Genomic DNA, 26,970 nt, shown 5'->3' with positions numbered 1-26,970 from the left:
GAAAAAGCAAGGAAAGAACTTGAAGAAAGACTCGAGAAAAGGAAAGAGGAAAAGAAAGAGACAGAGGAAAGACTGGAAAAACAGCGTGCCGAAAAACAGGAGCAGGAAGAACAGCAATATAATCTGAAAATTGATGGAAAAGATGTAGCTGACCTGACAGTAAAAATGGTGGAATTGGTAGGTACTTCAACTTCTACAGGAGTGACGGAAAACGGAGTTTCGGCATTTGATGCTTTGGCATAGGGACTTTGATATGAAACCGTAAGGTGTGCAATTAAAATAATGACTTATATCTTGTATTTCCAGTTATAGCGAAAATAACTGCAAGCAGAAAACTGAATAATAAGGTGAAATGTGTTCTTCGGATAAAAATACGGTTTTCCTGTGAATCAACTTCCCGATTTGGATGATCTACAGGTCCTATGATTAAAATTATAATGGAACAAAACACGTACAGCATAAAGGAAATAGGAATCGGGATACCCCGATAATAAAGAATATGGTTGGAGTAGTAAAAAAGTGTATTGGGAATATATAAAAAAGTGGGGTATATATTAACGATTTTCATAGCAATATGTATTGGTTATTTAATATACAGATTTGCTGATGAACTAGGGCTACAGCATAATTCGGGAACTATCTTCAGTCTATTGATTACATTCTGGTTTGTAATCAATGAAATATTATCAATTCTAGAAAATATTGGAAGGATGGGAGTAGAATTGCCTAATTTTTTAAAAAACATTTTAACTGAATTAAAGAATGGAGTTAATAATAAGGATTTATAAAAAGGGTTGAACACTGAGAGAAACTGAATGTCGTATTTCATATGTCGAGAGCTGCCTTAAACGCATCCATACTGGAATAACGCGGAGCAGAAGGATCCTTCATCATTTTTCTGCCTTCCTCAATGGCAGCGGCTGTCGTATCATTTGGTACTTCCAGTTTTAATTCAAAAGGAATACCATGCTCACGGATAGCGGTTCTCAGGAACATATTTACAGCAGTTGTCATATTCAGACCAAGTTCATTGAAGATTTCCTCCGCCTGGTCCTTGATTGCCTTGTCTGTACGAATATTTAAATTAGTTGTTGCCATACAGAACACCTCCATTCAAGTATAGTATACTCAAATATGCACATAGTGTCAACGCATTGTCATTATTAAAAACACATAAATTCTGCTAAAATGCATCGAAATCTCTCTGCGCATAGCTCTTGGCTTCACATAGACCAGGTTTCTGCCGGAAGGCAGTGTGATAAAAAGAATGCCGCTTCGGCAGGAGATGCACAATGTGTGGGTTTGACTGACGCCAGGCATCTACAAGCACAAGATATTAAGAAGTAATGCGGTAAGGTTAAATTTTTTGTTATGTTTATTTGTATAGCAATCCTTTTGGTGCACTAAATTTAATAATAGGGAACTTTTGTGACAAACAACATGTCAAAAAGTTCCCTAAAAAATTCTTGATAATTAGGGAACTTTTTAATATAATATACAACATAAAAGTTCCCTAAAAAGAGAGAGGTGAAATGAATGGGAGCAAATTATTCAGAAATTCAAGAATTATTACAGCAAAAAGCGGATATACAGGCGAGGCTTAATCTGATGCCATATGATGGAAATCCGGAAATTAAGGAATTAAATGGTTCAAAATACTTGTATATGCGTAAGCGAGTAGCAGGTAAATTGACCTCTACTTATGTAGACGTATATTCAGCTGAACTATATCAGTTGCTTTTGCGTAATGCCAAGGAACGCAAAGATTTAAATAAAGCCATTCGTAAAATCAATAAAGATTTAGCGGCACTTGGTTACGAAGATAAAGAACTTTCAGCGAGAGTATTACAAAATTTGGATTTTGCCAGAGCAAATTTGAAAGCGAACATTTATGATCAGGCAGTGTTAGAAGGTGTCGCAACGACATTTCCGCAAACGGAGGATATTATCGAGAATGGACAAGTCAATGGGGTATCGGCTACGGATGTGCAGAAGATTCTTAATTTGAAACACGCCTGGGAATTTATCTTAGATAGAGATGTGATTCAGAGTGAAAGTAATTATCATATGCTTTGTCATATTGCAAAGTTGGTTAATGAAGGTTTCTTTTATGATGGAGGTCGTATTCGTGGTATTCCTGTGCAGATAGGCGGAACAAGCTATGTACCACCATTACCTATTGAAACAGTGGTTATCGAGCGAATAGATGAAATTAGAAGTCAGGATAAAGAGCCAATAGAGATAGCGATTGAGTTATGTATGTACTGTATGAAAACGCAGGTGTTCAAAGATGGAAATAAGCGAGCATCGGTTATTTTTGCCAATCATTATCTGATTGCACAAGGTATGGGATTTTTAGTTATACCGGAAAAGGATGTACCGGAATTTAAGAAGTTATTGGTGCAATATTATGAAGGTGAGCCACTAGAGGTCATTGGCGCATTCTTAAAAGAGCATTGTTGGAAGAATTTTTAGAATGTTATTAATGGTGCTAGAAAATATCGGCGCACCCGTCACACGTCAGTCAAGTCAAACGGTCTGTACGCCAAATTTAGACAGTAGCATTGATTAAACATGGCAAAATAACAAAGGGTGTAAAAAGCAAGTGTTTATGCGGGTTCGCGGGATGTTGAGGTCTGAAATAACGACACCGCACTGCGAAGCTGTTACGCTCCTGACACGACAGAAGAAGTAACTGATAAGTCAGTTTGGTGTAAATAGTATAAAAACATTGGATTCCGTACAAAAAAGTTCCGAAATCAGGAATTTTTGTACGGAATTTCTTTTATTTGCGTACCTGGCGAAAATAAAGCATTTTTATAATACAAAATTACCTGCTTTTGTATTTTTTTTCGCCGATATTGGCGTTTTAAATACAAGAAAATTCGTAGGGATCTGCAAGGCACTTTTACATTAGCTTTTTACAGTCGTTGACAGTCACAGCCTTTTACCATAAAATGAACAGTAAGAATGTATGAAAAGGGAAGAGAAAAATGGGAAAATCCGAGAAACAGATAGATAAAGAGCATGAGCGCAACCAGCGGATCATTGATACAGCGTTCCGGCTTTTTGTAGAAAAGAAAATAGAAGCGGTCAGCATGGATGAGGTCGCAAAAGAAGCCGGTGTGGGACGTGCCACATTGTTCCGTTGTTACAACAATAAGACGGAGCTGGCTATTGCGGTCTGCGCATCGAAATGGAAGGATTATCTGGACAAGCTGGATGAGGTAAGACCAATCTCTTCAATACACGATATTCCGGCCATCGGAAGATTTATTTTTACGCTGGACAGTTATATCGGCATGTATCAGAACCATAAGAATCTGCTGCAGTATAATGACAACTTCAACAATTATATAACACACCAGACGGTGCGGCAGGAGGAACTGGCGAATTTCCACGCATCCCTGAATTCCGTCAACACAAGACTTCATATGATGTATGCGAAGGCAAAAGAGGACAAGACCTTCCGCACGGATATTCCGGAGGAACAGTTCATGCGTGTGACGGTGCATACCATGATGGCAGCGTGTACCCATTACGCAGGTGGTTTTATCTGGGGAGCAACGGACAACAAGGATTATACAGGAGATCTGTTGCTTTTAAAAGAAATGATCCTGAACTATGCCCAGAATGGCACCAATCTCTGATTGACATTGCAATTTCAGAAAATCTGTGATATAGTAGCCACAATTGAATATGGAGTATTCAGGTGCCGGAGCAGCCACGTAAGTAGCTGGCTCCGGTGAAAAGGGAAGCAGGTGTAAGTCCTGCACGAACTCGTCACCGTAATTAGGGAGCTGAAGCCGATAGATCACTGGGAGACCGGGAAGATGGCGGATGCAATGATCTTCAAGCCGGGAGACCTGCCTGGATGCTGTACAGAAACATTTGTTTCAAAGCCACGAGTAACTGGTTGTACGTGTGGAATGCAGAAGCGACAGAAGCTTTTTTTGCATTCGTTTCCTATGTGTACAAACCCTTTACCTGATACAGGAAAGGGTTTTTGTTTTTGTTGCGAAAAACATGTTTCTGACTTACATATTTAAGGATACCGGGGCACCCCCAAAATAAAAAGAGACAGAAAAACTGTCAGAGGAGGAAACATGAAAAAAAGAATCGTAGCAGTAGTACTGGCAACCGTACTGGGCGCTGTATGCATCACCGGATGCGGAAATACCCAGGAGACCGTAGAGAGCACTGCACAGGCAAGCAGTGAGGCTTTGACCACCCAGGCAGCGGAAACAACAGCTACCGAAAGCACCGAAGATGCAGATCAGGCAGCAGCCGATGAAGTAGCAGCATTGATCGATGCCATCTATGTGCAGGAGAGAACTGAGAATACCGATAAGCAGTGTGCAGATGCCAAGGCAGCATGGGATGCACTGACCGACGCACAGAAGGAACTGGTAGAGGGGGAAAATGCAGATCCTGATTATTTCGGCAGAGATACCGGAGATGCTTCCAAGGATGATCCCCGCAATCAGGATGAGATCGGTGAGAATGAGATTCTGGTAGTAAGCTTCGGTACCTCCTTTAACGACAGCCGTGTGGCTGATATCAAGGGTATCGAGGATGCGATCGCAGCAGCCAATCCCGACTGGTCTGTAAGAAGAGCATTTACCGCACAGATCATCATCAACCATATACAGGCTAGAGATGATGAACATATCGACAATATGGATCAGGCACTGGACCGCGCTGTGGCAAATGGTGTTAAGAACCTGGTAGTACAGCCTACCCATCTGATGCACGGGGCAGAGTATGACGAGCTGATGGAGGCTGTAGAAGCCTACAAGGATCAGTTCGCATCCGTAAAAGTCGCTGAGCCACTGTTAGGTGAAGTGGGAGACGACTCAACCGTTGTCAATGCAGATAAGAAGGCAGTAGCAGAAGACCTGACCGCAGAAGCAGTGAAGACCGCAGGTTATGACAGTCTGGATGCTGCAAAGGAAGACGGCGTGGCATTCGTATTCATGGGTCACGGAACTTCCCACACCGCAAAGGTATCTTACAGCCAGATGCAGACACAGATGAACGAACTGGGATATGAAAATGTATTCATCGGAACCGTAGAAGGTGAGCCGGAAGAGACCGCCTGTGAAGAAGTCATCAAGGCTGTTGCGGAAGCAGGTTACACCAAAGTGGTTCTTCGTCCCCTGATGGTAGTAGCAGGTGATCATGCTAACAACGATATGGCCGGCGAGGATGAGGATTCCTGGTTAAGCCAGTTCAACGCTTCCGGTAAGTTCGATAGCGTAGATACCCAGATCGCAGGTCTCGGCGGGATCAAGGCTATCCAGGATCTGTATGTGGCACATACCGCAGCAGCAATGGCTGAGAAATAAATAAGAATTTAAATAGGAATTATAATTAGGAATAAAATAAGGATTAGAATAAGTAATGAAAGCAAAGACAGCAAGGAATAAAATCATAATCGTGGGCGGACTGAGTGCCTGTCTGCTGCTCGGCGGCTGTGGTGCCGGTCAGGCAGCGGATGCGACATCCGCAGAAAGCACGGTTGCCAGACAGGAAAGTACCGTAACACTGACAGAGAGCACGGAAGCGGCGGAAACTGTCAGCACGGAGACGACGCAGAACGAAGCACAGCTTCCGGATGGTGTCTACACCGCTGAATTTTCCACGGACAGCTCCATGTTCCATGTCAGTGAGGCCTGCGACGGCAAGGGAACCCTGACGGTAAAGGATGGCGTTATGACCATTCACATTTCCTTAGGTTCCAAGAAGATCCTGAATCTCTATCCGGGTCTGGCGGAAGATGCAGCCAAAGATGGCGCAGTGCTGCTTGAGCCCACCACGGATACCGTAACTTACAGCGACGGTATGACGGAAGAAGTCTACGGCTTCGATGTACCGGTACCTGTGATCGGAGAGGAATTTGATCTGGCACTGATCGGTACCAAGGGAAAATGGTACGATCATAAAGTAAAGGTATCCGATCCGGTAGCGGAGGGCACCGCAGACACTTTTGATCTGAGCACTGTAGAAGACGGCACCTACACCATCGAACTGACCATGGAGGGCGGAAGCGGCAGAGCAAGCATCCAGTCCCCCGCACAGCTTGCGATAGCTGACGGAGCGGCAACGGCGACTCTGGAATGGAGCAGCCCGAACTATGATTATATGCTGGTAAACGGTGAAAAATATCTGCCGGTGAACACAGAAGGCAATTCCGTATTTGAAGTGCCGGTGGAAGCACTGGATGCACCCCTTACCATGATCGGTGATACCGTGGCAATGAGTACACCTCACGAGGTGGAATACACCGTAACTTTCCATTCTGAGACACTTGAGAGTACAGAGAGCGGCAAGTAATACATATGATGCCAGGGTCAAAAGGTCTAAGCCCACATGTTTAGCACGGACCGAAGCGGAGCGGAGACGTGGGAGTGCGTAGCACGGAGCAATCCGCAGGCACAAATATTGCAGGCTATGAAAGGCATGATAACTTTGAGGTCAGGAAGAAATAGAAGAAAATGGATTTATGTTCTGCTTCTTATGGGACTGCTGGGGCTAACTGGCTGCGGCAGTCCTTCTTCTGCTTCTATGGAGACATCGTCGGAAGCACCATCGGAGGTTACCCAGGCAGCAGAGACTACGCAGCAAGAACAGACAGAATTAGTAAAAACAGGCAGCATGGAGCTGCAATATGCGGAAAATTTTGCGGTGGACTATTACGAAGATGGGTATAAGATGCTGACAACTCTTCCCGACAGTAAAAGGTATCTGTTAGTGCCGGAGGGACAGCCGGTGCCAAGGGGACTGGATGAGGATGTCAGTATCTTGCAGGAACCGCTTCAAAATATATATCTGGTGGCATCCGGCGTGATGGACATGTTCGCCTCACTGGATGCTGTAGGGCAGATCCGTTTTTCCGGGCAGAAGCAGGAGAACTGGTACATTCAGACAGCAAAGGATGCCATGGCGGCAGGGGACATGATCTATGCCGGAAAATACAGTAAACCGGATTATGAATTACTGGTGTCCGAAGGCTGTGATCTGGCGATCGAGAACCGGATGATCACGCATTCGCCGGAGGTGGTGGAAATGCTTCAAAGCTTTGACATTCCGGTGATGATCGAATATTCCAGCTATGAAAAACATCCTTTGGGAAAAGTGGAATGGGTCAAATTTTTCGGAGCCCTGACCGGCAAAGAAGTGGAGGCAGAAGAAGCCTTTGCGGAGCAGACAGAGATTCTGGAAGAGGTAGAAAGCGGGGAAAAAACAGGGAAGACCATAGCATTTTTCTATGTCACTTCCAACGGACTGATCCAGGTACGGCAGAGCACGGATTATATTCCGAAGCTGATCGAACTGGCAGGGGGAAGATACATTTTTGAGGATCTTGAGGACAGTGGAAGCGGACGCTCCACGCTGAACATGCAGGTCGAAGATTTTTACGCCGGGGCGAAGGACGCAGACATACTGATCTACAACAGCTCGATCGACGGTGGCGTGACAACGGTGGACGAGCTGATCGGCAAATGCAATATTCTAAAAGACTTCAAGGCGGTACAGGAGGGGCAGGTCTATTGCACCACCAACGATATGTACCAGCAGTCCATGGCAATCGGGTATTTATTGCAGGATATGCATACGGTGTTGACGGACGATGATACCGCTAAGCTGCGTTATCTGTTTCTCTTACAGTAAGATGAAGGACTTAGAAACACAGCGTAAGTATAAGAGTCTTAGAATGAGATTAGAATACGATTGGAATACGAATAGGAAAAGAAGGAGAAAAACATGCAGCAGCGCAGGAAAATCAGATATCTCATAGCGTTTGTTCTATTGACGGCAGGCATTCTCGTGCTGCTGCTTTGCAATATAGGGATCGGAACAGTGAAGATCCCATTGACAGAAATACTGACTACGGGAAGAACCAAAGAAGGCATGAATGCCAGAATCCTGTGGGAGATCCGATTTCCCCGGACACTGGCGGCGGGGATCCTGGGCGGAGCGCTGGCGTTAGCCGGGTATCTGCTTCAGACCTTTTTCCACAATCCCATAGCCGGACCCTTCGTCTTAGGAATTTCTTCCGGAGCGAAGATGGTAGTGGCGCTGGTGATGGTATTTTTGCTGGGGAATGCGATTCGGGTCAGCTCCGGACTGTTGATCCTGGCGGCATTTTTAGGAGCTATGTTGTCCATGGGATTCGTGCTCCTCATGGCGAGGAAGGTAGATAGCATGTCCATGCTGGTGGTCAGCGGCGTGATGATCGGTTACATCTGTTCCGCCATTACGGAACTGGTGGTGACTTTCGCGGAGGACGCGGATATCGTGAATCTCCACAACTGGTCAAGAGGAAGCTTTTCCGGAATGACCTGGGACAATGTGAAAGTGATGAGTATTGTGGTGGCAGTAACTTTTCTTATGGTGATCCTGTTGGCAAAGCCTCTGGAAGCCTACCAGCTGGGTGAAACGTATGCGCAGAATCTGGGAGTGAACATCCGGACATTGCGGATCCTGCTGGTGGTGTTGTCCAGCGTACTTTCGGCATGCATCGTGGCATTTGCCGGACCCATCTCTTTTGTGGGGATCGCCGTGCCGCAGCTCATCCGTAAATTATTCGGCACCACGAAACCGTTACTGATGATACCGGCATGTTTCTTAGGAGGCAGTTTGTTCTGCCTGTTCTGTGATCTGCTGGCGAGAACCTGGATGGCACCCACAGAGCTTGGTATCAGCACAGTGACGGCAATCTTCGGAGCACCGGTAGTACTGTGGATCATGGTATCCAAAAGCAGACGGGAGCGTGGATAACTTACCTATGAAGACGCAGAAGCCTTATTATATTACAACGGAAAAAATAAGTGTGGGCTACGACGGAAAGCCTCTGATCGAAGAAGTGGAGATCGCACTCAGGAAGGGAGAGATCCTGACATTACTGGGACCTAACGGTGCCGGAAAATCCACGATCTTAAAAAGTATTGCGAGACAGCTGTCCCTGATCGCGGGAACGGTGCGGCTGGACGGAGAAGATCTGCGGACACTCACCGGGGCAGAACTGTCGAAAAAAATGGCAGTGGTAATGACGCAACGTCTGCGGGGGGAACTGATGACCTGCGAGGATGTGGTTGCCACCGGAAGATACCCTTATACCGGACGCTTCGGCGTGCTGCGGGCAGAAGATCATGCAGCGGTTCAAAACGCCATGGAACTGGTGCAGGTGGCGGAGATTGGGGATTCTCTATTTGACCGGATCAGTGACGGACAGAGACAGCGTGTGATGTTAGCCAGAGCCATCTGTCAGGAACCGGAGATACTGATCCTGGATGAGCCGACTTCCTACCTGGATGTGCGGCATAAGCTGGAATTTTTATCAATTCTGCAAAAGCTGTGCAGGGAGAGGGCGCTTACGGTGATCTTGTCCTTACATGAACTGGAGCTGGCGGAGAAGATCTCCGATAGAATCCTGTGTGTGAACGGCAGGGCGGTGGACCGGATCGGAACGCCGGAGGAAGTCATGACAGCCGGCTATATCACCGAACTCTATGGCATCCGGATGGGAAGCTATGATGAGGGCAGCAGTGATATGGAACTGGCGGCGCCGGAAGGAACACCGCAGGTCTTCGTGATCGCCGGAGCCGGAAGTGGACGGAAAATTTACCGGCGTCTGCAGAGAGCGGGAATCCCCTTTGTCACCGGGATCCTGTATGAAAATGACCTGGATTATCCCGTGGCGAAGGCACTGGCGGCGGAGATGATCGCAGAGCATCCTTTTGAGCCGGTGTCACAGGAAAAAATACAGGCAGCGAAGAAGCAGCTGGAAAAGTGCAACCGTGTTATCTGCTGCCGGGAGAATTTCGGCAGTCTGGAGACTTATCAGAGAGAGCTTTTAGAGTACGCAGAACAGCTGGGGAAGCAGATAGAAAAGTCAGAAAACCCGGAGCAACGTAGTGGGTGTTAGAAAACACAGAAACGAAATTCCCGGGATGCCGGTGGCGTCTGTGGGATGGAGAAAACGATGGCAAAAGTTATAATGATACAGGGCACCATGTCCGGTGCCGGGAAAAGTCTCCTGGTGGCGGGTCTATGCCGGATCTTTCGGCAGGACGGTTACCGGGTCGCCCCTTTTAAATCACAGAATATGGCACTCAATTCCTATATCACCAAAGAAGGACTGGAAATGGGAAGGGCGCAGGTGATGCAGGCGGAAGCGGCAGGGATCGAACCGCTGGTGTGCATGAACCCTATTTTGCTAAAGCCCACCAGCCATACCGGATCCCAGGTCATCGTGAACGGGGAGGTACGGGGAAATCTGTCTGCCAGAGACTATTTTGCCCACAAGACGGAACTGATCCCGGATATCAAGGCAGCCTTCCGCAAACTGGAAACATATGCGGATATTATTGTCATCGAGGGCGCCGGAAGCCCGGCGGAGATCAATCTGAAGCAGAATGACATCGTAAATATGGGAATGGCGGCAATGGTGGATGCGCCGGTACTTTTAGTGGGAGACATTGACAGAGGCGGCGTGTTCGCACAGCTTTTGGGAACCCTGATGCTGCTGACCGAAGAGGAACGGGAGAGGATAAAGGGACTGATCATCAACAAATTCCGTGGAGACAGTACAATTTTAGAACCCGGCATTCAGATGCTAACAGAACGGGGGCAGGTGCCGGTGCTGGGAACCGTACCTTATATGGAACTCACGCTGGAAGATGAGGACAGTCTGACGGACCGTTTCGATGCAAAACATGTGGGGAAGATTGATCTGGCGGTGATCCACTATCCCAGAATTTCAAATTTTACGGATTTTGATGTGTTTGAGCAGATGCCGGAGGTCAGTGTCCGGTATGTGACGAATGTAAGAGAGCTGGGGACGCCGGATCTGATATTTCTCCCCGGCAGTAAAAATACCATGGGAGATCTGAAATGGATGCGGCAGAACGGACTGGAGGCAGCGGTAAAACGGGCTGCGGGAAAAGTTCCCATTTTCGGGATCTGCGGAGGCTATCAGATGTTAGGCTGTGAGATCGCGGATCCGGACAGTGTAGAGGAAGGCGGACAGATCCGCGGCATGGAACTGCTTCCGGTACGGACAGTGCTGCAGAAGGAGAAACATCGCTGCCAGACAGATGGAACTCTGGATGCTGTGGAGGGTATTTTCTCCGGACTTACGGGATGTAAGTTTGCCGGGTATGAGATCCATATGGGACAGACGGTGTATTGTGACGGGGATGGCAGCGATGCGAAGGGTACCGTGGACAAGGCAGCCAGACCGGCAAACAGTGCAGAAAATGTAGTCAGTGACTCCACCGGCAGAATCTACGGCTCCTATATCCACGGTCTGTTCGACATGGGAGAGATCGCCGGGCGTATGATACAGACCCTGGCCCGGGAAAAAGGCATCTCTCTGGAGGACGGCGTCTGGGAGGATTACCGCACCATTAAGGAAAGACAATACGATAAACTGGCAGATACCCTGCGGGAATATCTGCGTATGGAGGACATCTATGGAATGCTCAGAGAAGCCCGTATTTCATAACTACACCGGACAGGAATTGGCGCAGATCCGGATCACGCCGCCGGACGAAGCGGTGAGAAAGCTTGTGAAAAAGCACTGGGACACTCTGGCAAAGCCGCTGGATGGCATGGGCAGCTTTGAAATCATCACGGCACAGATCGGAGCCATCTTAGGGACGGAAGTGATCGATATCCGTAAAAAGGGTGTGCTGATCTTCTGTGCCGATAACGGCATTGTAGAGGAGGGTGTGACCCAGTCCGGGCAGGAGGTTACGCTGGCGGTGGCAAAGTCCATGGCCAGGAAGGGTTCCTCTGTCTGCAGGATGGCACAGAGCATTGGTGCCGAGACGATCCCTGTGGACATCGGGATAAATAGTGAGGAATCCATTCCCGGAGTATGGAATCGCAAAGTGTGCCCCGGGACAAGAAATTTCTTAAAAGAACCGGCTATGACGGAAGAAGAGACCGTCCGTGCCATTGTCACAGGAATCAGACTGGTACGGGAGTGTAAGGAAAAAGGATACGGCATCCTTGCCACCGGGGAAATGGGAATCGGCAACACCACCACCAGCAGTGCAGTGACGGCCGCCCTATTACAGTGTGGGGCAGAGGAAGTCACCGGCAGAGGCGCGGGACTGACAGATCAGGGACTGGCTCGGAAGCAACAGGTGGTGCGCACCGCCCTGGAAACCCATGATCTGTGGCATGCGGATGCCTTCACGGTATTGCAGACAGTCGGAGGGCTGGATATTGCCGGGCTGACCGGTATGTGCATCGGCGGAGCTTTGTGGCATGTGCCCATCGTACTGGATGGCGTGATCAGCATGGCAGCGGCCCTTGTGGCGGAGCGGCTGTTTCCCGGCGTGCGGGAATATCTGATTCCTTCCCATCAGGGGAAAGAACCGGCGGCAGTGAAGCTTGCAGATGCTTTGCAGCTGTCTCCGGTGATCCACGCGGGAATGGCACTGGGAGAAGGAACCGGAGCCGTTATGATGTTCACACTGCTGGATATGGCGATGAGCATTTATGGACAGAGCGCTACCTTCTCAGAAATCAAAGTAGAACAATATAAACGTTAACAGTTCAGCCATGAACATATCCGGGCGCAAAAATCATGCTTGCATGATTTTTTGAGGGCATGGCGCGGCTGAACATTCAGACGAACGGAGAAGCAACATGATGACACTGATCCTGGGCGGCAGTGGCAGCGGGAAATCCGCTTATGCGGAAGATTATCTGCTGCGGGCTGCCGGTGATAAGAAAAAATATTATATCGCCACCATGCAGATCCGGGATGCGGAGATGCAGGCAAAGGTGGACAGGCATCACAGGTTGCGACAGGGGAAAGGCTTCACTACCATCGAACAGCCTACGGAGTTGGAACAGGCGGTCTTACAAATGGAACCGGCAGGAGCAGTACTGTTGGAATGCATGTCAAATCTCACTGCCAACGAAATGTTTTCCGGGGAACAGCCTGTGGATCGTCAGACGGTGATCAAAAAGATTCTGCAAGGCATGGAAGACTTAAGAAAACAGGCGGATCCGTTAGTCATCGTAACCAACAATGTATTTGAGGATGGGATTATCTATGATGATCCTACGATGGAATACATCGAGGCACTGGGGCGGATCAACGAAAGACTTGCCGCGAAGGCGGACGAGGTCGTGGAAGTCACCGCGGGAATCTCGCAGCGGCTCAAGCCGTACTCTGCAGAAGAAAAAACGAGGAGACGGCAGGATGGGTAGGATAGTCAGTATAGATCAGCCAAGATAAACATAGATCAGCATAGAAAGGAAACAGACATGCGAATTATCAAGTCATTTTTCATAGCGTTTTCCATGTATTCCAAGATCCCCATGCCACAGTTTCAGTGGAAGGACGAGGACATGCGGTACGCCCTCTGCTTTTTTCCATGGGTGGGTGCAGTGATCGGTGCTTTGTGGTATCTGTGGAAATGGTTCTGTGACCGGTTCGCGGTGGGAACCCTGTGCTATGCTGTGGTGGGGACGGCAATACCGCTTTTGGTCACCGGGGGATTTCATGTGGACGGTTTTTTAGATACCTGTGATGCACTGCATTCCTACCAGTCAAGAGACCGGAAGCTGGAGATATTGAAGGACTCTCATATCGGGGCATTTGCAGTGATCATGCTTGCACTGTACGGACTGATTTTCCTGGGAGGATTCTCGGAGATCACGACACTGCGCATGCTTACTGTGACGGGAGCCGGATGCTTCCTGTCCAGAGTATTAAGCGGTATCGCAGTGGTGAGTTTCCCTTCGGCAAAGCAGGAGGGGACACTGTATCTGTTTGCGGATAAAGCCCACAAAAGGGTGGTAAAACTTGCTTTGTACGGACAGGGAATCCTTTGCATCCTATTTATGCTGTGGATATCTGTCGTGGCGGGAGGGCTCGCCGTGGCAGCAGCTCTGCTTAGCTTTGCGTATTATTACCGGCGTAGCAAAAAAGAGTTCGGCGGCATCACGGGGGACACCGCTGGATATTTTGTAACACTCTGTGAAGGGTGCGTGGTGGCTGCCGTGGCAATCGCCCAACATCTGGTGCCGGTAGTGTAAGATGTAGTGTCGGAGATTTTTACCCAGGAGTGTATTGGAAAAGGGAGACAGAAATGATATTGATCATTGGCGGATTCGCCCAGGGAAAATTGCATTATGTGAAGCAGCGTTATGTACACTGTGAGGATGGACGGGAAGTGACTGTTTTGGACGGAACACTGGCACTGCCCGCAGAGACAGGTGGTTTGCAGGTGATCGTCAATCATCTGCACCGCTCTATCCGGGAGCAGCTGCGACAGGGAACAGACCCGGAGGCAATGATAGAGAATTTTTGCAAGAAACATCCGGACTGCATTCTGATCTGTGACGAGATCGGTAACGGCATCGTCCCAATGGAAGCGGAGGAGAGAACTTACAGAGAGCGCACCGGAAGAGTATTGCAACAGCTGGCAACGCAGGCAGATGAGGTGGTGAGAGTGGTATGTGGAATCGGACAGAAGATCAAATAGAGATTCATTTGACCCTCATTCGGCACGGGGCGACGCTTTCCAATAAAGAGGGGCGATATCTTGGAAAAACGGACGAGGCTTTAAGCCAGGAGGGCATCGGCGCACTGGAAAAATCCGTGGCAGACAGGAACTACCCAACTGCCGACGTCCTGTTTTCCGGTCCCATGAAGCGGTGCCTTGAGACCGCACAGATCCTGTATCCGGGGCAGACTCCTATCATTATCCCGGAGTGGACAGAGATGGATTTCGGTGCGTTTGAGGGGCATAATTATCAGGAACTTTCAAAAGATCCGAACTATCAGAGATGGATCGACAGCGGAGGTACCCTGCCGTTTCCGGAGGGAGAGAGTAGGGAAGAGTTTATCCGCCGAAGTGTTGCCGGATACGAAAAAATGGTATACCACATGAAAATGATCAGGGAGAGAAGTGCTGCATCGGGGCAGGGGGATCGCAAGATACAAAGTGTATCCGCGGTGGTTCACGGCGGAACTATCATGGCGCTGCTTAGTCATTTCCTCGGTGGAGAATATTTTGACTATCAGGCAAAATGCGGACAGGGTTACAGTGGCAGGCTGGCATTTAAGGCAGGCGGAGGAGCCCCACAGTGGAAGAAATTCCGCCCGCTGTCGGAAGTTACAGTATCGGAAGTTACAGTATCTGAACTTACAAAAGGAGAAACAAACGGATGAAATATCATATCCTGGCATTTGGAGCGGGATTTTTAATGGATCAGATCTTTGGCGATCCCTATTTCCTGCCACATCCCATCCGGGGAATCGGCTGGCTGATTGCGAAGACAGAAAAGGTACTGCGCAGCGGCAACCCACAGGAAAATTCCCCGGAGAGAGAGGCGGCGGAGCGCAGACAGGGGAAACTTTTGGTGGTAATTGTTTTGCTGCTTACGGGAATGTTTACGGCATTGATCCTGGTGGGAGCATATGCACTTTATCCGAAGATCGGAATGGTGGTGGAAGCGGTCATGACCTATCAGATCCTGGCGGCGAGGTGCCTGCAGGTGGAGAGCGGAAAAGTATGGAAACAATTAAAGGCGGGGAATGTGGAGGCTGCCAGAGAGGCGGTATCCATGATCGTGGGAAGAGATACCCAGAATCTCACTAAAGAAGGAGTGGCGAAGGCTGCCATCGAGACTGTGGCTGAGAATACTTCCGACGGTGTGATCGCGCCGATGCTGTATACAGCACTGGGAGGGCCGGTGCTTGGTTTTTTATATAAGGCAGTCAATACCATGGACTCTATGGTCGGTTATAAAAATGACAGATATCTGCACTTTGGAAGGGCGGCGGCGAAGCTGGATGATGTGGTGAATTTTCTTCCGGCAAGGATCAGCGCACTTTTGATGATCGGGGCGGCATTTCTTGGCGGAAAAAGCTATAACGGCAGGCAGGCATGGCGTATCTGGCACAGAGACAGCAGAAAGCACGCCAGTCCCAATTCCGCCCAGACGGAATCTGTATGTGCCGGCGCATTAGGAATACAGTTGGCAGGAGATGCCAGTTATTTTGGCAAAGTCGTGAAGAAACCCTATATCGGGGATCCAAAACGGCAGGTGGAATATGAGGATATCCGGAGAGCCAATCGTCTGATGAACCGGACGGCATGGATCTGCGAGCTGCTGTGCCTGGGGATCCTGATGGTTGTGGCAGTATAAGGAGGGGCTTCTATCCGCGTACTTGTGACTGCGCATTGTGCGAAAGCACCGTACGGGAAAATATGGATGGTAAAGCACAAGTTATGAAATGCTAAATGATCTGCAGATGAAAGAGAACATGAAAAACGCTATGGTAATAGGAACCGGAAAGGGAGGAAAATGCAGCAGAACATACATGGTGGTGACATATACAGCAGACAGATACGGCTGGATTTTTCGGTAAACGGTAATCCCTTGGGAATGCCGGCGGAGGCAAGGCTTTCACTTTTAGCAGCTATCAATCATGTGGGGGAATATCCCGATGCCGCAGCAGGAGAACTGACAGAGACAGTAAGTCATATGCTGTCGGTGCAAAGCGGCAGAGAGATCCCGGGGGAGTATCTGGTATTCGGCAACGGTGCGTCAGAACTTTTTCTGGCTATTGTACATGCACTTAAGCCTGAAAATATTGTGATCCCGGTGCCGTCCTTTTACGGATATGAGTATGTGGCGAAGGCGGCAGACAGCCATATAAAATATGTATATCTGTCGGAGGAGGCCGCATTTTGCCCGGGGAAGGAATTGTTACAGGCGCTGACGGCAGACACAGACCTGCTGTTTCTTGCAAATCCCAACAACCCCACAGGGCAGCTGATGAGCAGGGAATATCTGCGAGAGCTTATGGAGCATTGCAGGCAGCAGGGAATCATTGTAGTACTGGATGAATGTTTTATAGAGTTCTGTGAGACGGATAGAGAGCAGCCCGTATCCCTGCTTGGGAAGATAGATCAGTATGCGAATCTTTTGCTGGTGCGGGCTTTTACAAAAAGTTTTGCCATGCCGGGTGTGCGGCTGGGGTATCTGGTGTGCAGTAACGAGGGGCTTCGGGAGGAAATCCGCAGACAGCTGCCGGAATGGAATCTGTCGGTGTTCGCCCACAGAGCGGGCATCGTCTGCGCGGGGCAGGCGGAGCAATATCTGCAGGAAACCGTGGAATATGTGAAAACCGAGCGGGCGTATCTTAGGGAAGACCTGGAGGCACTGGGTATCCGGGTAGTGTCCGGAAAAGCGGATTTTCTGTTACTCTACACCACACAGCCCATCTATGACAGATTGCTTGCAAAAGGCATCCTGATCCGCAACTGTGAAAATTTCCGGGGACTGGGAGAGGGCTATTACCGGATCGCGGTGAAGAAGCATGAAGAGAATGGAATGCTCTTAGACGAGCTTGAACAGTGCCTGTCGTAAAACACTGCAGGATGGTGGCCAGGCGAAAAAAGATTGTGAAATAGATTACGGGAGAATAAACCTATGGGAAAGTGGGAGCACAAGAACATCGAATATGTATTGCCGGAAGAGATCGAGAAGCGAAGCTTTGCAATCATTGCGGCGGAACTGGCAGAGCGGGGAATTGTCCTGCCCGCAGAGCAGGATATGATCACCAGACGGGTGATCCATACCAGTGCGGATTTTGATTATGCGCAGACGATGACCTATTCGGAAAATGCAGTGGAGATCGCCAAAAACCTGATAAAAAACGGTGCGGACATCGTGACGGACACGAATATGGCACTGGCGGGGATCAATAAAAAGGTGCTGGCTTCTTTTGGCGGGGAGGTACATTGCTACATGGCAGACGCTGAGGTGGCAGCAATGGCAAAAGAGAGGAAAATGACCCGGGCAGCGGTCAGTATGGAGCTGGCATCCAAACGGGAAAAGCCGGTGATCTTCGCAGTGGGAAATGCACCTACGGCACTGATACAGATTTACGAGATGATGCAGGAGAGCGACTGGCGTCCGGCATTCGTCATCGGGGTTCCTGTGGGCTTCGTGAATGTGGAAGCTGCTAAGGAACTGATCCTTCAGACGGAGGTGCCCTATATCATCAACCGCGGAAGAAAGGGCGGCAGCAACGTGGCAGCAGCCATATGCAATGCATTGTTGTATGAGCTGAGGGATCATAGCTGCAATAAGTAGAAGTAACGTAGGCAGCCGAAAGGTGTAAGGAACAGTAACAGGAAAAGTAACAGTGAGGTAACAGGCATGCGGTATGGATTTACCACAGGAAGCTGCGCGGCAGCAGCGGCGAAGGCAGCCGCTTATATGCTGTTGACCGGCAGGGAGAAAACCAAGATCACCATAGAAACACCCAAAGGCATCCCCTATACGGCACAGATCCTTAGGATCTGTCGTAAGGAGCGGGAGGTCAGCTGCGCCGTGGAAAAGGACGGCGGGGATGATCCCGACATTACCACCGGGGCACTGATCTGCGCGAAGGTCTCGTTTCCGCAGGAAGAAGGCAGGGAAGCAGGAGAAGCCGGAAAAGACCTAGGCGCTAAGGCAGGAACCGGGCGGGCGCCTGAGCAGGCACAGATCGTAATAGACGGCGGCTTCGGTGTCGGACGGGTCACGAAACCGGGACTGGATCAACCCGTGGGAAATGCCGCCATCAATCACGTTCCCAGAGAGATGATCGAACGGGAAGTATTACAGGTGTGTCAGGTGCTGGATTATTGTGGAAGCCTGTCAGTGGAGATTTCTGTGCCGGAGGGCGAACATCTGGCAGAGCGGACATTTAATCCGAGACTTGGCATCGTGGGCGGCATTTCAATCCTTGGTACCAGCGGTGTCGTGGAACCCATGAGTACCCAGGCTATTTTGGATACGATCCGCGTGGAACTGCGGCAGCAACGGGCACTGGGAAGAGAAGACGTGGTAATCTCTCCGGGTAATTACGGACTGGATTTTTTGAAAAATACCTATCACTATGATCTGGATAAAAGTGTAAAATGCAGTAACTTTATCGGCCTAACGATCGATATGGCGGTGGAAGAGGGCTTCAAACGTCTGCTTCTTGCGGGACATATCGGGAAGCTCATCAAAGTGGCGGGCGGTATTATGAATACCCATTCTAGAGAGGGCGACTGCCGGATGGAACTGTTGACCGCATTTGCCGTAAAATGCGGCGTGGCGGCAGTGGATGCTGCAAAGCTCCTGTCCTGTGTCACCACAGAGGAAGCTGTGAGGATCCTGGACGAGTGCGGCAGGAGACAGGAAGTCATGGATTATGCCATGGAGCGTATTTTATTTTATCTGGAGAAGCGGGCGCAGGGAAAGCTTGCGATCGAAAGTATCATGTATGCCAATGATTTCGGAGCATTGGCGAAAAGTAAGGAGGCAGAGGAATGGTTTACTTTGTTGGCGCAGGAAGCGGAGCAGCAGATCTGATCACGGTGCGGGGCATGCACATGCTGCAACAGGCGGATGTCATCATCTATGCGGGATCGCTGGTGAATCCGGAGTTGTTAGAATATGCCAGAGCTGGTTGTGAGATTCATAACAGCGCGCGCCTGACCTTAGAAGAAGTGATTAAGCTCATGCAGGAGGCACAGACGCAGGGAAAAATGCTGGTGCGTCTGCACACCGGAGAACCCAGCATCTATGGTGCGGTGCGGGAGCAGATGGATGCACTGGACGAGCTGGGAATCCCTTATGAGAGCTGTCCGGGAGTCAGTGCCTGCTTCGGTGCGGCGGCATCGTTAAATCTGGAATATACCCTGCCCGGTGTCTCCCAGACTCTGATCATCACCCGTATGGAAGGACGGACCGGAGTACCGCAGAAGGAGAGTATCGAAAGTCTGGCAGCCCATCAGGCTTCCATGGCGATCTATTTAAGCACGGGAATGCTGCGGGAGCTGAGCCGCAGACTGATCGTGGGCGGTTATGCGCCGGACACCCCCGCAGCCCTTGTCTACAAGGCAACCTGGCCGGAGGAAGAGGCTTATATCTGTACGGTGGAGACACTGGCACGGGTAGCGGAAGAACACGGCATCAAAAAGACAGCGCTGGTACTGGTGGGGGATGTTATCACTCATGGAAATTATCAGAAGTCGAGACTGTATGCGGCGGATTTCTCCACAGAGTTCCGTCAGGCAAAATGCGGTGCCGCACAGGCTAAGAAAACGCAGGAGGAACGGCGTGAAGATTAGTGTGATCAGCTTTACGAAAACAGGAAAACAGCTGGCGGAGCGGATCCGTGAGAGCATGAACGGGGAAAATGAGACGGTTATCCTATATACCAAATGCTCCCGAAAAAAGACAGTGCAGACAGCGAAAAACAGTGGGGACGTTACAACGCAGACATTCGGGGGAATTCCGAACAAAGACAGTAACGTACCGACAGATAATACCGGGGATACAATAGCGGTACAGGAGAGCGTGTCAGCCTGGACCGGTGAGCAGATGGCGGCTCACCATGCACTGGTCTTTATCGGTGCCAGTGGGATCGCGGTCCGTGCCATTGCCCCCTGGATCACGGATAAACTGCACGACAGTCCGGTACTGGTGGCAGACGAAATGGGAAAGTACGTGATCCCCTTGTTGTCCGGACATGTGGGTGGAGCCAACGAACTGGCGGTCCGCCTGGCGGGAGCATTGGGTGCCATCCCGGTGATCACCACAGCCACAGACTTACATGACAGTTTCGCAGTAGATATCTTTGCCAAAAGGAATGATCTGCGGATCTGCAACCGGGAGGGGATCGCCAGAGTGTCGGCAAAAGTACTGGCAGGCGAGGAAATTACCATGTCCGTACCAACAGGGTATCTGGCAGTGGATGAGACCATTCCGCCGGGGATCCGGCTGTGCGCGTATCCTCCTACGGAAAAAGTGGATGTCCTGATTGCGGGCGGCATGGAAGAAATATTTCGAAAAGAGTCAGCAGAACTGTTGCTGCAGCCGAAAAAATATATTCTGGGCGTGGGCTGCAAGAGGGATACGGACAGCACAAAGCTGGATTTATTTTTACAAAAAATACTGGAAGAACAGGGCATTGTCATAGAGCAGATCGCAGCATTAGCTTCTATTGACGTGAAAAAAGAGGAACGATGCCTGCTGGAATTCAGTGAAAAATACAGGATACCGTTTAGAACTTATACAGCACAGGAATTACAGGCGGTGCCGGGAGAATTTCACAGTTCCGAGTTCGTAAAGGCACAGGTGGGCGTGGACAATGTATGCGAGCGCGCCGCCCTGAAAGCAGCCGGGACAGGCGGATGGATACTCTTAGGCAAGCAGGCGCAGGACGGTATGACCGTGGCAATTGCAAAGAGAGCCATGCAAAACCTACAATGGATGGAATAATGAGAGGATCTGGGTGTGACTTGCCTATGATGGAGAGAGGAAAATCAGATGAGTAATAGAATCTATATCGTGGGAATAGGTCCCGGCAGGGAAGAAATGATGACAGGAGAAGCCGTTGCTGCGTTGGAACAGGCGGATGTGATCGTCGGCTATACGGTATATATCAAATTACTGGGAGAACGGTTCGCCGGGAAAAAACTGCTGACCACCCCCATGCGGCAGGAGACTGAGCGCTGCGAACTGTGTTTTAGGGAGGCGGAAGCCGGGAAGCGGGTGGCACTTATCTGCAGCGGCGATGCCGGTATCTACGGTCTGGCATCGCTGATGTATGAACTGGGAGAAGAATATCCCCAGACGGAACTGATCGTGATCCCCGGCATTACAGCGGCAAGCAGTGGGGCGGCGGTACTGGGAGCACCCTTAAACCATGATTTTTGTGTGATCAGTTTAAGTGACCTGCTGACTCCCTGGGAGAAGATCGAAAAGAGACTGCGGGCGGCAGCAACGGGAGATTTTGCCATGGCAATTTACAATCCTTCCAGTCACAGGCGAAAGGATTATCTGCAAAGGGCCTGTGATATTTTACTGGAAACCATAGAAGGGGAGCGCCCCTGTGGCTATGTGGAAAACATCGGCAGAGAAGGCACCCGGGCGGTGACCTGTACGCTGCGGGAATTAAGAGATCGGAAAGTCAATATGTTCACCACGGTATTTATTGGCAATTCGGAGACGGAGATCCTTAGGGACAAGCTGATCACAAAGCGCGGATATCATGTGGAGAATAACATACATTAAGTTCTCTTTGAGAGGAATCGGCTGCGGAATGGAGAGCAGGATGAAAAAAATAGTAATTTTTGCAGGAACCACAGAAGGACGGCGGCTGTCGGAAATCCTGGCAGATGCCGGAATCGCGCATACCGTATGCGTGGCAACGGAATATGGTGAGATCGTGATGCGGGAACAGACAAAAGGCATAGAGGCGGCAGAGACAAAGGGGCAACCCCTTGTATCTCTTCACCGTGGCAGAATGGACCGGCAGCAGATGGAAGAATTTCTGCGTAACGAGGGCTATGAGATCGTAGTGGATGCCACCCACCCTTATGCCAGGGTCGTTACAGAGAACATACGGGACGCTGTGAAAACACAGTCTCCCATTTACCTGCGTCTGGAACGGGAAATTTCGGAGACTCCGGAAGCAGAGGATCCTGCCGTAAGTATCCGGTATTTTGAAAGTAATGCTGACTGTGCCAAAGCGCTGGAGAATACAGAGGGTAATATTCTGCTGACCACAGGGAGCAAGGAACTGGCGACGTATTGTGCCTCCGGCAGACTGCATGACCGCCTGTATGTGCGGATCCTTCCGGGCAGAGAGAGCCTGGAACTGTGCATGGAGCAGGGAATCAAAGGCAGACAGATCCTGGCATTGCAGGGACCTTTTTCCACAGAGATGAACGTCGCTATCCTGAAGCAATACGATATCCGCCACCTGGTCACGAAAAACAGCGGACGCACCGGAGGGTACCAGGAAAAACTGGAAGCTGCGAAAATACTGGGAATTCCGGTGTATGTGATACAGCCTGCCAGGAAGGCTGTGGATACGTATTCTTTTGCGGGAATCTGTGAAAAACTGGAACAGCTCTGTGACTGTAAGCTCTCCGGACAGGGCAGCATGGAGATCTGCCTCGCCGGAATCGGCATGGGCAGCAAAGACGGTCAGACGCAAGAAGTGCAGCATGCGATCGAAACTGCAGATATTCTGCTGGGTGCGGAGCGCATGATCGAAAGATATTCTGCCAAAATAGAAAAAAGACCCTACTACATGACGGAGCAGATTCTGCCGTATCTGGAGCAATTACAGGAAAACGGGATCACAGCACAGAAGGATCCACTTCGGGTAACGGTTCTGTTTTCCGGAGATACCGGATTTTACAGCGGATGCAGGAAGTTGTATATGGCCTTGCAGGAAGCCGTTGCCACAGGAACGTTGAACGCAGGAGTGCGGATCCTGCCGGGAATTTCTTCCGTGGTCTCTCTGGCAGCCCGGGTGGGAGAAAGTTATGAAGATGCCGTCATTTTGAGCATGCACGGCAAGAAGCTGAACCGGCTTTCGGCAACGGTGGAGAGCCATGAGAAGGTATTTTTACTGACCTCAGGAAGTGAGGACATCCGTAAGATCGGACGTCTGCTTGCAGAAGCGGGGATGACAGACTGTGAGGTGATCGTGGGATATCAGATGTCCTATCCGGAGGAAAGCATCCGGATCCTGACACCCGGGCAGTGTGAGGAGATTACAGAGGAAGGGCTGTATACCTGCCTGATCCGCAATCCTCACTGGCAACCGGAACGCCTGACCCATGGAAGAGCCGACATCTGTTTCCTGCGGGATGCTTCGGAAAACGAGGGAAAACTCCGCAGAACGCCAATGACAAAAGAAGAAGTCCGGGAAGTCAGTATCTGCAAGCTGCATCTGACACAAAACGCCGTGGTCTATGACATCGGCAGCGGTACCGGATCCGTCGCCATAGAGATCGCCGGGGTGCCCGGACGGGTGCAGGTCTATGCCATTGAGAGAAAGCCGGAGGCGGTGGAACTGCTTCGGAAGAACAGAGCGTATTTTCATATGGATAATATACAGATCATCGAAGCCCCGGCACCGGAGGGACTGGAGGAATTACCTGTGCCGACTCATGCCTTTATCGGCGGCAGCGGCGGCAGATTGATGGATATTTTACGGGTCTTGTACCGGAAGAATCCCCATATGCGTATTGTGATCAATGCCATCAGCATGGAGACCATTGCAGAACTTAAGGAAGTGCTGGATACTTTTCCGGTGGAGGAAGAGGAGATCCTGCAGATGCAGGTAAGCCGGGTGAAGAAGCTTTTAAGCTATCATCTGCCCCAGGCGGAAAATCCGGTGTGGATCTGCTCGTTTACGTTCCGGGAGACAGGAAAGGATCCTATGGATAATTCGAAGAAAACAAAACCGGGCGCAGAGGAGACCGGCAACGGTAAGAATGGAGAAGTACAGAGATGACCGGAGCACAGAAAAAGAAGATACGCCGCATCATGATCGCCGCACCGAAGAGCGGCAGCGGCAAGACCACAATTACCTGTGGATTATTGCAGATTTTTAAAGAAGACGGAGAGGATATCTCTTCCTGCAAATGCGGCCCGGATTATATCGATCCCATGTTCCACAGACAGGTGCTTGGGATTCCTGCCAGGAATCTGGATACCTTTTTTACCGGAGAAGAGGGCACCCGTAAGCTGTTTTTGAAGGATCGCAGAGAAGGCGAGCTTGTGGTCATGGAAGGCGTCATGGGATTGTATGACGGGCTGGGCGGCATCCGTGAGGAAGGCTCCTCCTATCATCTGGCAAAGGTGACGCAGACCCCCATCATACTGGTGGTGGATGCAAAAGGCATGGGGAGATCGGTGATCCCTCTGATCGCCGGTTTTCTGGCTTACGATAAGGCACAGCTGATCCGGGGCGTGATCTTCAACCGGATGTCTGCGGCCTATTACGAGATACTGAAGCCCCTGGCAGAAGAGGAACTGGGCATTGCGGTACTGGGGTATTTCCCGGAAAATAAGGACCTGCAGATCGCCGGCAGACATTTAGGATTGTGCATGCCGGGAGAACTGGAAGGCTTGCAGGAACAGATCCGTATGGCGGCAGAGAGATTACGGGAGACCGCAGACATTTCAAAACTGTTGCAGATCGCAGAGGAAGCGGAGTTAGTGGAGAATTCCGGATCGGAAAGAAAATTAAGTGACGACACAGCAGAAAAACCGGACACCACGGAAAACGGCGAAGCAATACACCCACGGATCGCCGTAGCCCGGGATGAAGCCTTTTGTTTTTATTACGAAGAGAACCTGCGACTGCTGGAACAGGCGGGCGCGGAACCGGTGTACTTTTCCCCGCTGCATGACAACGCATTGCCGGAAAATATCCATGGATTGTTACTGGGGGGCGGATATCCGGAACTGTATGCCGGGCAGTTAAGTGAGAACGATGCCATGCGCACAGCGATCCGGGAGGCAGTTGCAGACGGTCTGCCCACAGTGGCAGAGTGCGGTGGTTTTCTATACCTGCATACGACCCTGACGGACCGGGAAGGACATTCCTATCCCATGGCGGGAGTCCTGCCCGGAAAATGTTTCGATACCGGACATCTGGTGCGTTTCGGATACATCGAACTGGAAGAGAACAGCGGACATTTTATGCCTCGTGGCAGCCGCATCCGTGCCCACGAATTCCACTATTATGACAGTGAGGACAACGGCGCAGACTGCATCGCTACCAAACCCGCCACCGGACGAAATTATCCCTGCATTCATGTGGGAGAGAATCACTGGTATGGCTTCCCCCACCTCTACTATCCCTCCTGCCCGGAATTCGCAAAGCGGTTTGTGGAGAATGCAAAAAAATTCTCAAAAAGCGGAAAAGATATGTTATAATCGTAGTATCTTTTTTGCACGGAGGATAAATCAATGGAAAAATCAAAGGTATATTTTACAGATTTCAGGACCCGTCTGGGAGAGGGTCTTCCCAGTAAGTTAAAGCGTCTGATGAAGGCGGCGGGGATTCAGAATATTGATATGGATCACAAATTTGTTGCAATCAAGCTGCACTTCGGAGAGCTGGGCAACCTGGGCTTCTTACGCCCGAATTATGCGAAAGCAGTAGCGGATGTGGTAAAGGAGCTGGGCGGTGTGCCTTTTTTGACCGATTGCAACACCCTGTATCCCGGCAGCCGTAAGAATGCCATCGAGCATATGTATTGTGCCTGGGAGAATGGCTTCACACCCCTGACAGTAGGGTGTCCTGTGATCATCGGCGATGGACTGAAGGGAACAGATGACATTGAGGTACCGGTAGAAGGCGGAGAATATGTGAAGAATGCGAAGATCGGTCGTGCCATCATGGATGCGGATGTGTTTATTTCCCTGAATCATTTCAAAGGACATGAGACGGCGGGCTTTGGCGGTGCTATTAAAAATATTGGTATGGGCTGCGGTTCCAGAGCGGGCAAAATGGAGCAGCATGCGCAGGGCAAGCCGGAGATCAACGAGAGTCTGTGCCGGGGCTGTAAGCGCTGCATGAAGGAATGTGCCAATGATGGACTGGTATATGATGAGACCACACATAAGATGCACATTGATCATGAAAAATGTCTGGGCTGCGGACGCTGCATCGGCGCCTGCAATTTTGATGCGATCCACAGCGGCTATGATGCGGCAACGAAGGATTTCAACTGCCGCATGGCAGAATATGCGAAGGCTGTCGTGGACGGCAGACCGAATTTCCATATTTCTCTGGTAGTGGATGTGTCTCCAAACTGTGACTGCCACTGCGAGAACGATGCTCCTATTCTGCCTAATATCGGTATGTTTGCATCCTTTGATCCACTGGCGCTGGATCAGGTCTGCGTGGATGCCTGCCTTGAGCAGACACCGCTGCCGAACAGCCAGCTGGCGGATGCTATGGCAAAAGAGGACTTTTGCGATCACCATGATCATTTTGAAAATACCACTCCCAATGCGGAGTACAAGACCTGCCTGGAGCATGCGGAGAAGATCGGCATCGGCAGCAGAGATTATGAACTGATCAAGATTTCGTAAGCTTGAAAAGCGAAGAAATTGTTTATGAAGTAATTT

Annotated in this window: 26 protein-coding genes, 1 pseudogene and 1 riboswitch; of the genes and pseudogenes, 25 read left to right on the top strand and 2 right to left on the bottom strand. The window is 50.0% G+C overall.

Annotated elements, in window-relative coordinates:
• Nucleotides 1–243, top strand: a pseudogene (locus ACTRDR_RS03410) (DUF6033 family protein); the annotation flags it as partial.
• A gap of 31 nt (nt 244–274) precedes the next feature.
• Here the strand turns inward: ACTRDR_RS03410 and ACTRDR_RS03405 are convergent.
• Nucleotides 275–568: an accessory gene regulator B family protein gene (locus ACTRDR_RS03405; protein WP_440526164.1), complete on the bottom strand. Its 294-nt coding sequence runs from the start codon at nt 566–568 to the stop codon at nt 275–277.
• Between ACTRDR_RS03405 and ACTRDR_RS03400 the strand changes: the two genes are divergently transcribed.
• Complete coding sequence (locus ACTRDR_RS03400; RefSeq protein WP_440526163.1) at nt 525–788, top strand: phage holin family protein; 264 nt, start codon at nt 525–527, stop codon at nt 786–788. The genes ACTRDR_RS03405 and ACTRDR_RS03400 overlap by 44 nt on opposite strands.
• 37 nt (nt 789–825) lie before the next feature.
• On the opposite strand, the gene ACTRDR_RS03395 is transcribed toward ACTRDR_RS03400, so the two are convergent.
• Nucleotides 826–1,098, bottom strand: a complete 273-nt coding sequence (locus ACTRDR_RS03395) for a type II toxin-antitoxin system RelB/DinJ family antitoxin (RefSeq protein ID WP_440526162.1) — start codon at nt 1,096–1,098, stop codon at nt 826–828.
• Between the two features lie 438 nt (nt 1,099–1,536).
• Between ACTRDR_RS03395 and ACTRDR_RS03390 the strand changes: the two genes are divergently transcribed.
• From ACTRDR_RS03390 to ACTRDR_RS03280, 23 genes are all read left to right on the top strand, one after another.
• Nucleotides 1,537–2,475, top strand: coding sequence for a Fic family protein (locus tag ACTRDR_RS03390; RefSeq protein ID WP_440526161.1), 939 nt, complete (start codon nt 1,537–1,539; stop codon nt 2,473–2,475).
• Between the two features lie 518 nt (nt 2,476–2,993).
• Nucleotides 2,994–3,650 (top strand): TetR family transcriptional regulator, encoded by a 657-nt coding sequence (locus ACTRDR_RS03385; protein WP_176862143.1) that lies wholly within the window; start codon nt 2,994–2,996, stop codon nt 3,648–3,650.
• A 43-nt stretch (nt 3,651–3,693) separates the two neighbouring features.
• Nucleotides 3,694–3,888, top strand: a riboswitch (cobalamin riboswitch).
• 218 nt (nt 3,889–4,106) lie between these two features.
• Complete coding sequence (locus ACTRDR_RS03380; protein ID WP_440526160.1) at nt 4,107–5,348, top strand: sirohydrochlorin cobaltochelatase; 1,242 nt, start codon at nt 4,107–4,109, stop codon at nt 5,346–5,348.
• A 55-nt stretch (nt 5,349–5,403) separates the two neighbouring features.
• Nucleotides 5,404–6,336 (top strand): iron transporter, encoded by a 933-nt coding sequence (locus tag ACTRDR_RS03375; protein WP_440526159.1) that lies wholly within the window; start codon nt 5,404–5,406, stop codon nt 6,334–6,336.
• A gap of 135 nt (nt 6,337–6,471) precedes the next feature.
• On the top strand, nt 6,472–7,674 hold the full coding sequence (locus tag ACTRDR_RS03370; RefSeq protein ID WP_440526158.1) for an ABC transporter substrate-binding protein: 1,203 nt from the start codon (nt 6,472–6,474) through the stop codon (nt 7,672–7,674).
• Between the two features lie 93 nt (nt 7,675–7,767).
• Nucleotides 7,768–8,784 carry a FecCD family ABC transporter permease gene (locus tag ACTRDR_RS03365; protein WP_440526157.1) on the top strand — a complete coding sequence of 339 codons (1,017 nt, stop codon included), beginning with the start codon at nt 7,768–7,770 and terminating at the stop codon, nt 8,782–8,784.
• 7 nt (nt 8,785–8,791) lie between these two features.
• Nucleotides 8,792–9,931, top strand: a complete 1,140-nt coding sequence (locus tag ACTRDR_RS03360; protein ID WP_440526166.1) for an ABC transporter ATP-binding protein — start codon at nt 8,792–8,794, stop codon at nt 9,929–9,931.
• A 57-nt stretch (nt 9,932–9,988) separates the two neighbouring features.
• The gene (locus ACTRDR_RS03355) at nt 9,989–11,512 is read left to right on the top strand and encodes a cobyric acid synthase (RefSeq protein WP_440526156.1); all 1,524 of its coding nucleotides are present in this window, start codon (nt 9,989–9,991) and stop codon (nt 11,510–11,512) included.
• Nucleotides 11,481–12,569, top strand: coding sequence for a nicotinate-nucleotide--dimethylbenzimidazole phosphoribosyltransferase (cobT, locus tag ACTRDR_RS03350; protein WP_440526155.1), 1,089 nt, complete (start codon nt 11,481–11,483; stop codon nt 12,567–12,569). The genes ACTRDR_RS03355 and cobT overlap by 32 nt, the downstream gene beginning before the upstream one ends.
• Nucleotides 12,570–12,666: 97 nt before the next feature.
• A complete protein-coding gene (locus ACTRDR_RS03345) occupies nt 12,667–13,236 on the top strand; it encodes a bifunctional adenosylcobinamide kinase/adenosylcobinamide-phosphate guanylyltransferase (RefSeq protein WP_176862155.1) in 570 nt (189 codons plus the stop codon).
• 57 nt (nt 13,237–13,293) lie between these two features.
• Nucleotides 13,294–14,067: an adenosylcobinamide-GDP ribazoletransferase gene (locus ACTRDR_RS03340; protein ID WP_440526154.1), complete on the top strand. Its 774-nt coding sequence runs from the start codon at nt 13,294–13,296 to the stop codon at nt 14,065–14,067.
• A gap of 53 nt (nt 14,068–14,120) precedes the next feature.
• Nucleotides 14,121–14,516 (top strand): bifunctional adenosylcobinamide kinase/adenosylcobinamide-phosphate guanylyltransferase, encoded by a 396-nt coding sequence (locus ACTRDR_RS03335; RefSeq protein WP_176862159.1) that lies wholly within the window; start codon nt 14,121–14,123, stop codon nt 14,514–14,516.
• Nucleotides 14,489–15,205, top strand: coding sequence for a histidine phosphatase family protein (locus ACTRDR_RS03330; protein ID WP_440526153.1), 717 nt, complete (start codon nt 14,489–14,491; stop codon nt 15,203–15,205). Before ACTRDR_RS03335 ends, ACTRDR_RS03330 begins: the two co-directional genes overlap by 28 nt.
• On the top strand, nt 15,202–16,185 hold the full coding sequence (cbiB, locus tag ACTRDR_RS03325; RefSeq protein WP_440526152.1) for an adenosylcobinamide-phosphate synthase CbiB: 984 nt from the start codon (nt 15,202–15,204) through the stop codon (nt 16,183–16,185). The genes ACTRDR_RS03330 and cbiB overlap by 4 nt, the downstream gene beginning before the upstream one ends.
• A gap of 159 nt (nt 16,186–16,344) precedes the next feature.
• Nucleotides 16,345–17,412, top strand: coding sequence for a pyridoxal phosphate-dependent aminotransferase (locus ACTRDR_RS03320; RefSeq protein WP_440526151.1), 1,068 nt, complete (start codon nt 16,345–16,347; stop codon nt 17,410–17,412).
• Nucleotides 17,413–17,475: 63 nt separating this feature from the next.
• Complete coding sequence (locus tag ACTRDR_RS03315) at nt 17,476–18,141, top strand: precorrin-8X methylmutase (protein ID WP_440526150.1); 666 nt, start codon at nt 17,476–17,478, stop codon at nt 18,139–18,141.
• A 66-nt stretch (nt 18,142–18,207) separates the two neighbouring features.
• Entirely contained in the window at nt 18,208–19,392 is a 1,185-nt protein-coding gene (gene cbiD / locus ACTRDR_RS03310; RefSeq protein WP_440526149.1) for a cobalt-precorrin-5B (C(1))-methyltransferase CbiD, read from the top strand.
• The gene (cobM, locus tag ACTRDR_RS03305) at nt 19,350–20,153 is read left to right on the top strand and encodes a precorrin-4 C(11)-methyltransferase (RefSeq protein ID WP_440526148.1); all 804 of its coding nucleotides are present in this window, start codon (nt 19,350–19,352) and stop codon (nt 20,151–20,153) included. Before cbiD ends, cobM begins: the two co-directional genes overlap by 43 nt.
• Complete coding sequence (locus ACTRDR_RS03300; RefSeq protein WP_440526147.1) at nt 20,143–21,306, top strand: cobalt-precorrin 5A hydrolase; 1,164 nt, start codon at nt 20,143–20,145, stop codon at nt 21,304–21,306. The genes cobM and ACTRDR_RS03300 overlap by 11 nt, the downstream gene beginning before the upstream one ends.
• A 48-nt stretch (nt 21,307–21,354) precedes the next feature.
• Complete coding sequence (cobJ, locus tag ACTRDR_RS03295; RefSeq protein ID WP_440526146.1) at nt 21,355–22,101, top strand: precorrin-3B C(17)-methyltransferase; 747 nt, start codon at nt 21,355–21,357, stop codon at nt 22,099–22,101.
• Between the two features lie 40 nt (nt 22,102–22,141).
• Nucleotides 22,142–24,340, top strand: a complete 2,199-nt coding sequence (cobK, locus tag ACTRDR_RS03290) for a precorrin-6A reductase (RefSeq protein WP_440526145.1) — start codon at nt 22,142–22,144, stop codon at nt 24,338–24,340.
• A complete protein-coding gene (locus ACTRDR_RS03285) occupies nt 24,337–25,770 on the top strand; it encodes a cobyrinate a,c-diamide synthase (protein ID WP_440526144.1) in 1,434 nt (477 codons plus the stop codon). The genes cobK and ACTRDR_RS03285 overlap by 4 nt, the downstream gene beginning before the upstream one ends.
• A 33-nt stretch (nt 25,771–25,803) precedes the next feature.
• Nucleotides 25,804–26,934 (top strand): DUF362 domain-containing protein, encoded by a 1,131-nt coding sequence (locus tag ACTRDR_RS03280; RefSeq protein WP_440526143.1) that lies wholly within the window; start codon nt 25,804–25,806, stop codon nt 26,932–26,934.
• Nucleotides 26,935–26,970 lie beyond the last annotated feature (36 nt).

Source organism: Simiaoa sp., from assembly GCF_051972595.1.
GTDB lineage: Bacteria > Bacillota > Clostridia > Lachnospirales > Lachnospiraceae > Acetatifactor > Acetatifactor hominis.
This window is presented reverse-complemented; position numbering and strand designations above follow the sequence as displayed.

Coding starts and splice junctions, on each gene's coding strand:
- ACTRDR_RS03280 (WP_440526143.1), top strand. CDS start 25,804: ATGGAAAAATCAAAGGTATATTTTACAGATTTCAGGACCCGTCTGGGA.
- ACTRDR_RS03360 (WP_440526166.1), top strand. CDS start 8,792: ATGAAGACGCAGAAGCCTTATTATATTACAACGGAAAAAATAAGTGTG.
- cobJ (WP_440526146.1), top strand. CDS start 21,355: ATGAGTAATAGAATCTATATCGTGGGAATAGGTCCCGGCAGGGAAGAA.
- ACTRDR_RS03385 (WP_176862143.1), top strand. CDS start 2,994: ATGGGAAAATCCGAGAAACAGATAGATAAAGAGCATGAGCGCAACCAG.
- ACTRDR_RS03335 (WP_176862159.1), top strand. CDS start 14,121: ATGATATTGATCATTGGCGGATTCGCCCAGGGAAAATTGCATTATGTG.
- cbiB (WP_440526152.1), top strand. CDS start 15,202: ATGAAATATCATATCCTGGCATTTGGAGCGGGATTTTTAATGGATCAG.
- cobM (WP_440526148.1), top strand. CDS start 19,350: ATGGTTTACTTTGTTGGCGCAGGAAGCGGAGCAGCAGATCTGATCACG.
- ACTRDR_RS03405 (WP_440526164.1), bottom strand. CDS start 568: ATGAAAATCGTTAATATATACCCCACTTTTTTATATATTCCCAATACA.
- ACTRDR_RS03345 (WP_176862155.1), top strand. CDS start 12,667: ATGATGACACTGATCCTGGGCGGCAGTGGCAGCGGGAAATCCGCTTAT.
- ACTRDR_RS03380 (WP_440526160.1), top strand. CDS start 4,107: ATGAAAAAAAGAATCGTAGCAGTAGTACTGGCAACCGTACTGGGCGCT.
- ACTRDR_RS03320 (WP_440526151.1), top strand. CDS start 16,345: ATGCAGCAGAACATACATGGTGGTGACATATACAGCAGACAGATACGG.
- ACTRDR_RS03390 (WP_440526161.1), top strand. CDS start 1,537: ATGGGAGCAAATTATTCAGAAATTCAAGAATTATTACAGCAAAAAGCG.
- ACTRDR_RS03365 (WP_440526157.1), top strand. CDS start 7,768: ATGCAGCAGCGCAGGAAAATCAGATATCTCATAGCGTTTGTTCTATTG.
- ACTRDR_RS03395 (WP_440526162.1), bottom strand. CDS start 1,098: ATGGCAACAACTAATTTAAATATTCGTACAGACAAGGCAATCAAGGAC.
- cobT (WP_440526155.1), top strand. CDS start 11,481: ATGGAATGCTCAGAGAAGCCCGTATTTCATAACTACACCGGACAGGAA.
- ACTRDR_RS03355 (WP_440526156.1), top strand. CDS start 9,989: ATGGCAAAAGTTATAATGATACAGGGCACCATGTCCGGTGCCGGGAAA.
- ACTRDR_RS03375 (WP_440526159.1), top strand. CDS start 5,404: ATGAAAGCAAAGACAGCAAGGAATAAAATCATAATCGTGGGCGGACTG.
- ACTRDR_RS03340 (WP_440526154.1), top strand. CDS start 13,294: ATGCGAATTATCAAGTCATTTTTCATAGCGTTTTCCATGTATTCCAAG.
- ACTRDR_RS03315 (WP_440526150.1), top strand. CDS start 17,476: ATGGGAAAGTGGGAGCACAAGAACATCGAATATGTATTGCCGGAAGAG.
- cbiD (WP_440526149.1), top strand. CDS start 18,208: ATGCGGTATGGATTTACCACAGGAAGCTGCGCGGCAGCAGCGGCGAAG.
- ACTRDR_RS03330 (WP_440526153.1), top strand. CDS start 14,489: ATGTGGAATCGGACAGAAGATCAAATAGAGATTCATTTGACCCTCATT.
- cobK (WP_440526145.1), top strand. CDS start 22,142: ATGAAAAAAATAGTAATTTTTGCAGGAACCACAGAAGGACGGCGGCTG.
- ACTRDR_RS03285 (WP_440526144.1), top strand. CDS start 24,337: ATGACCGGAGCACAGAAAAAGAAGATACGCCGCATCATGATCGCCGCA.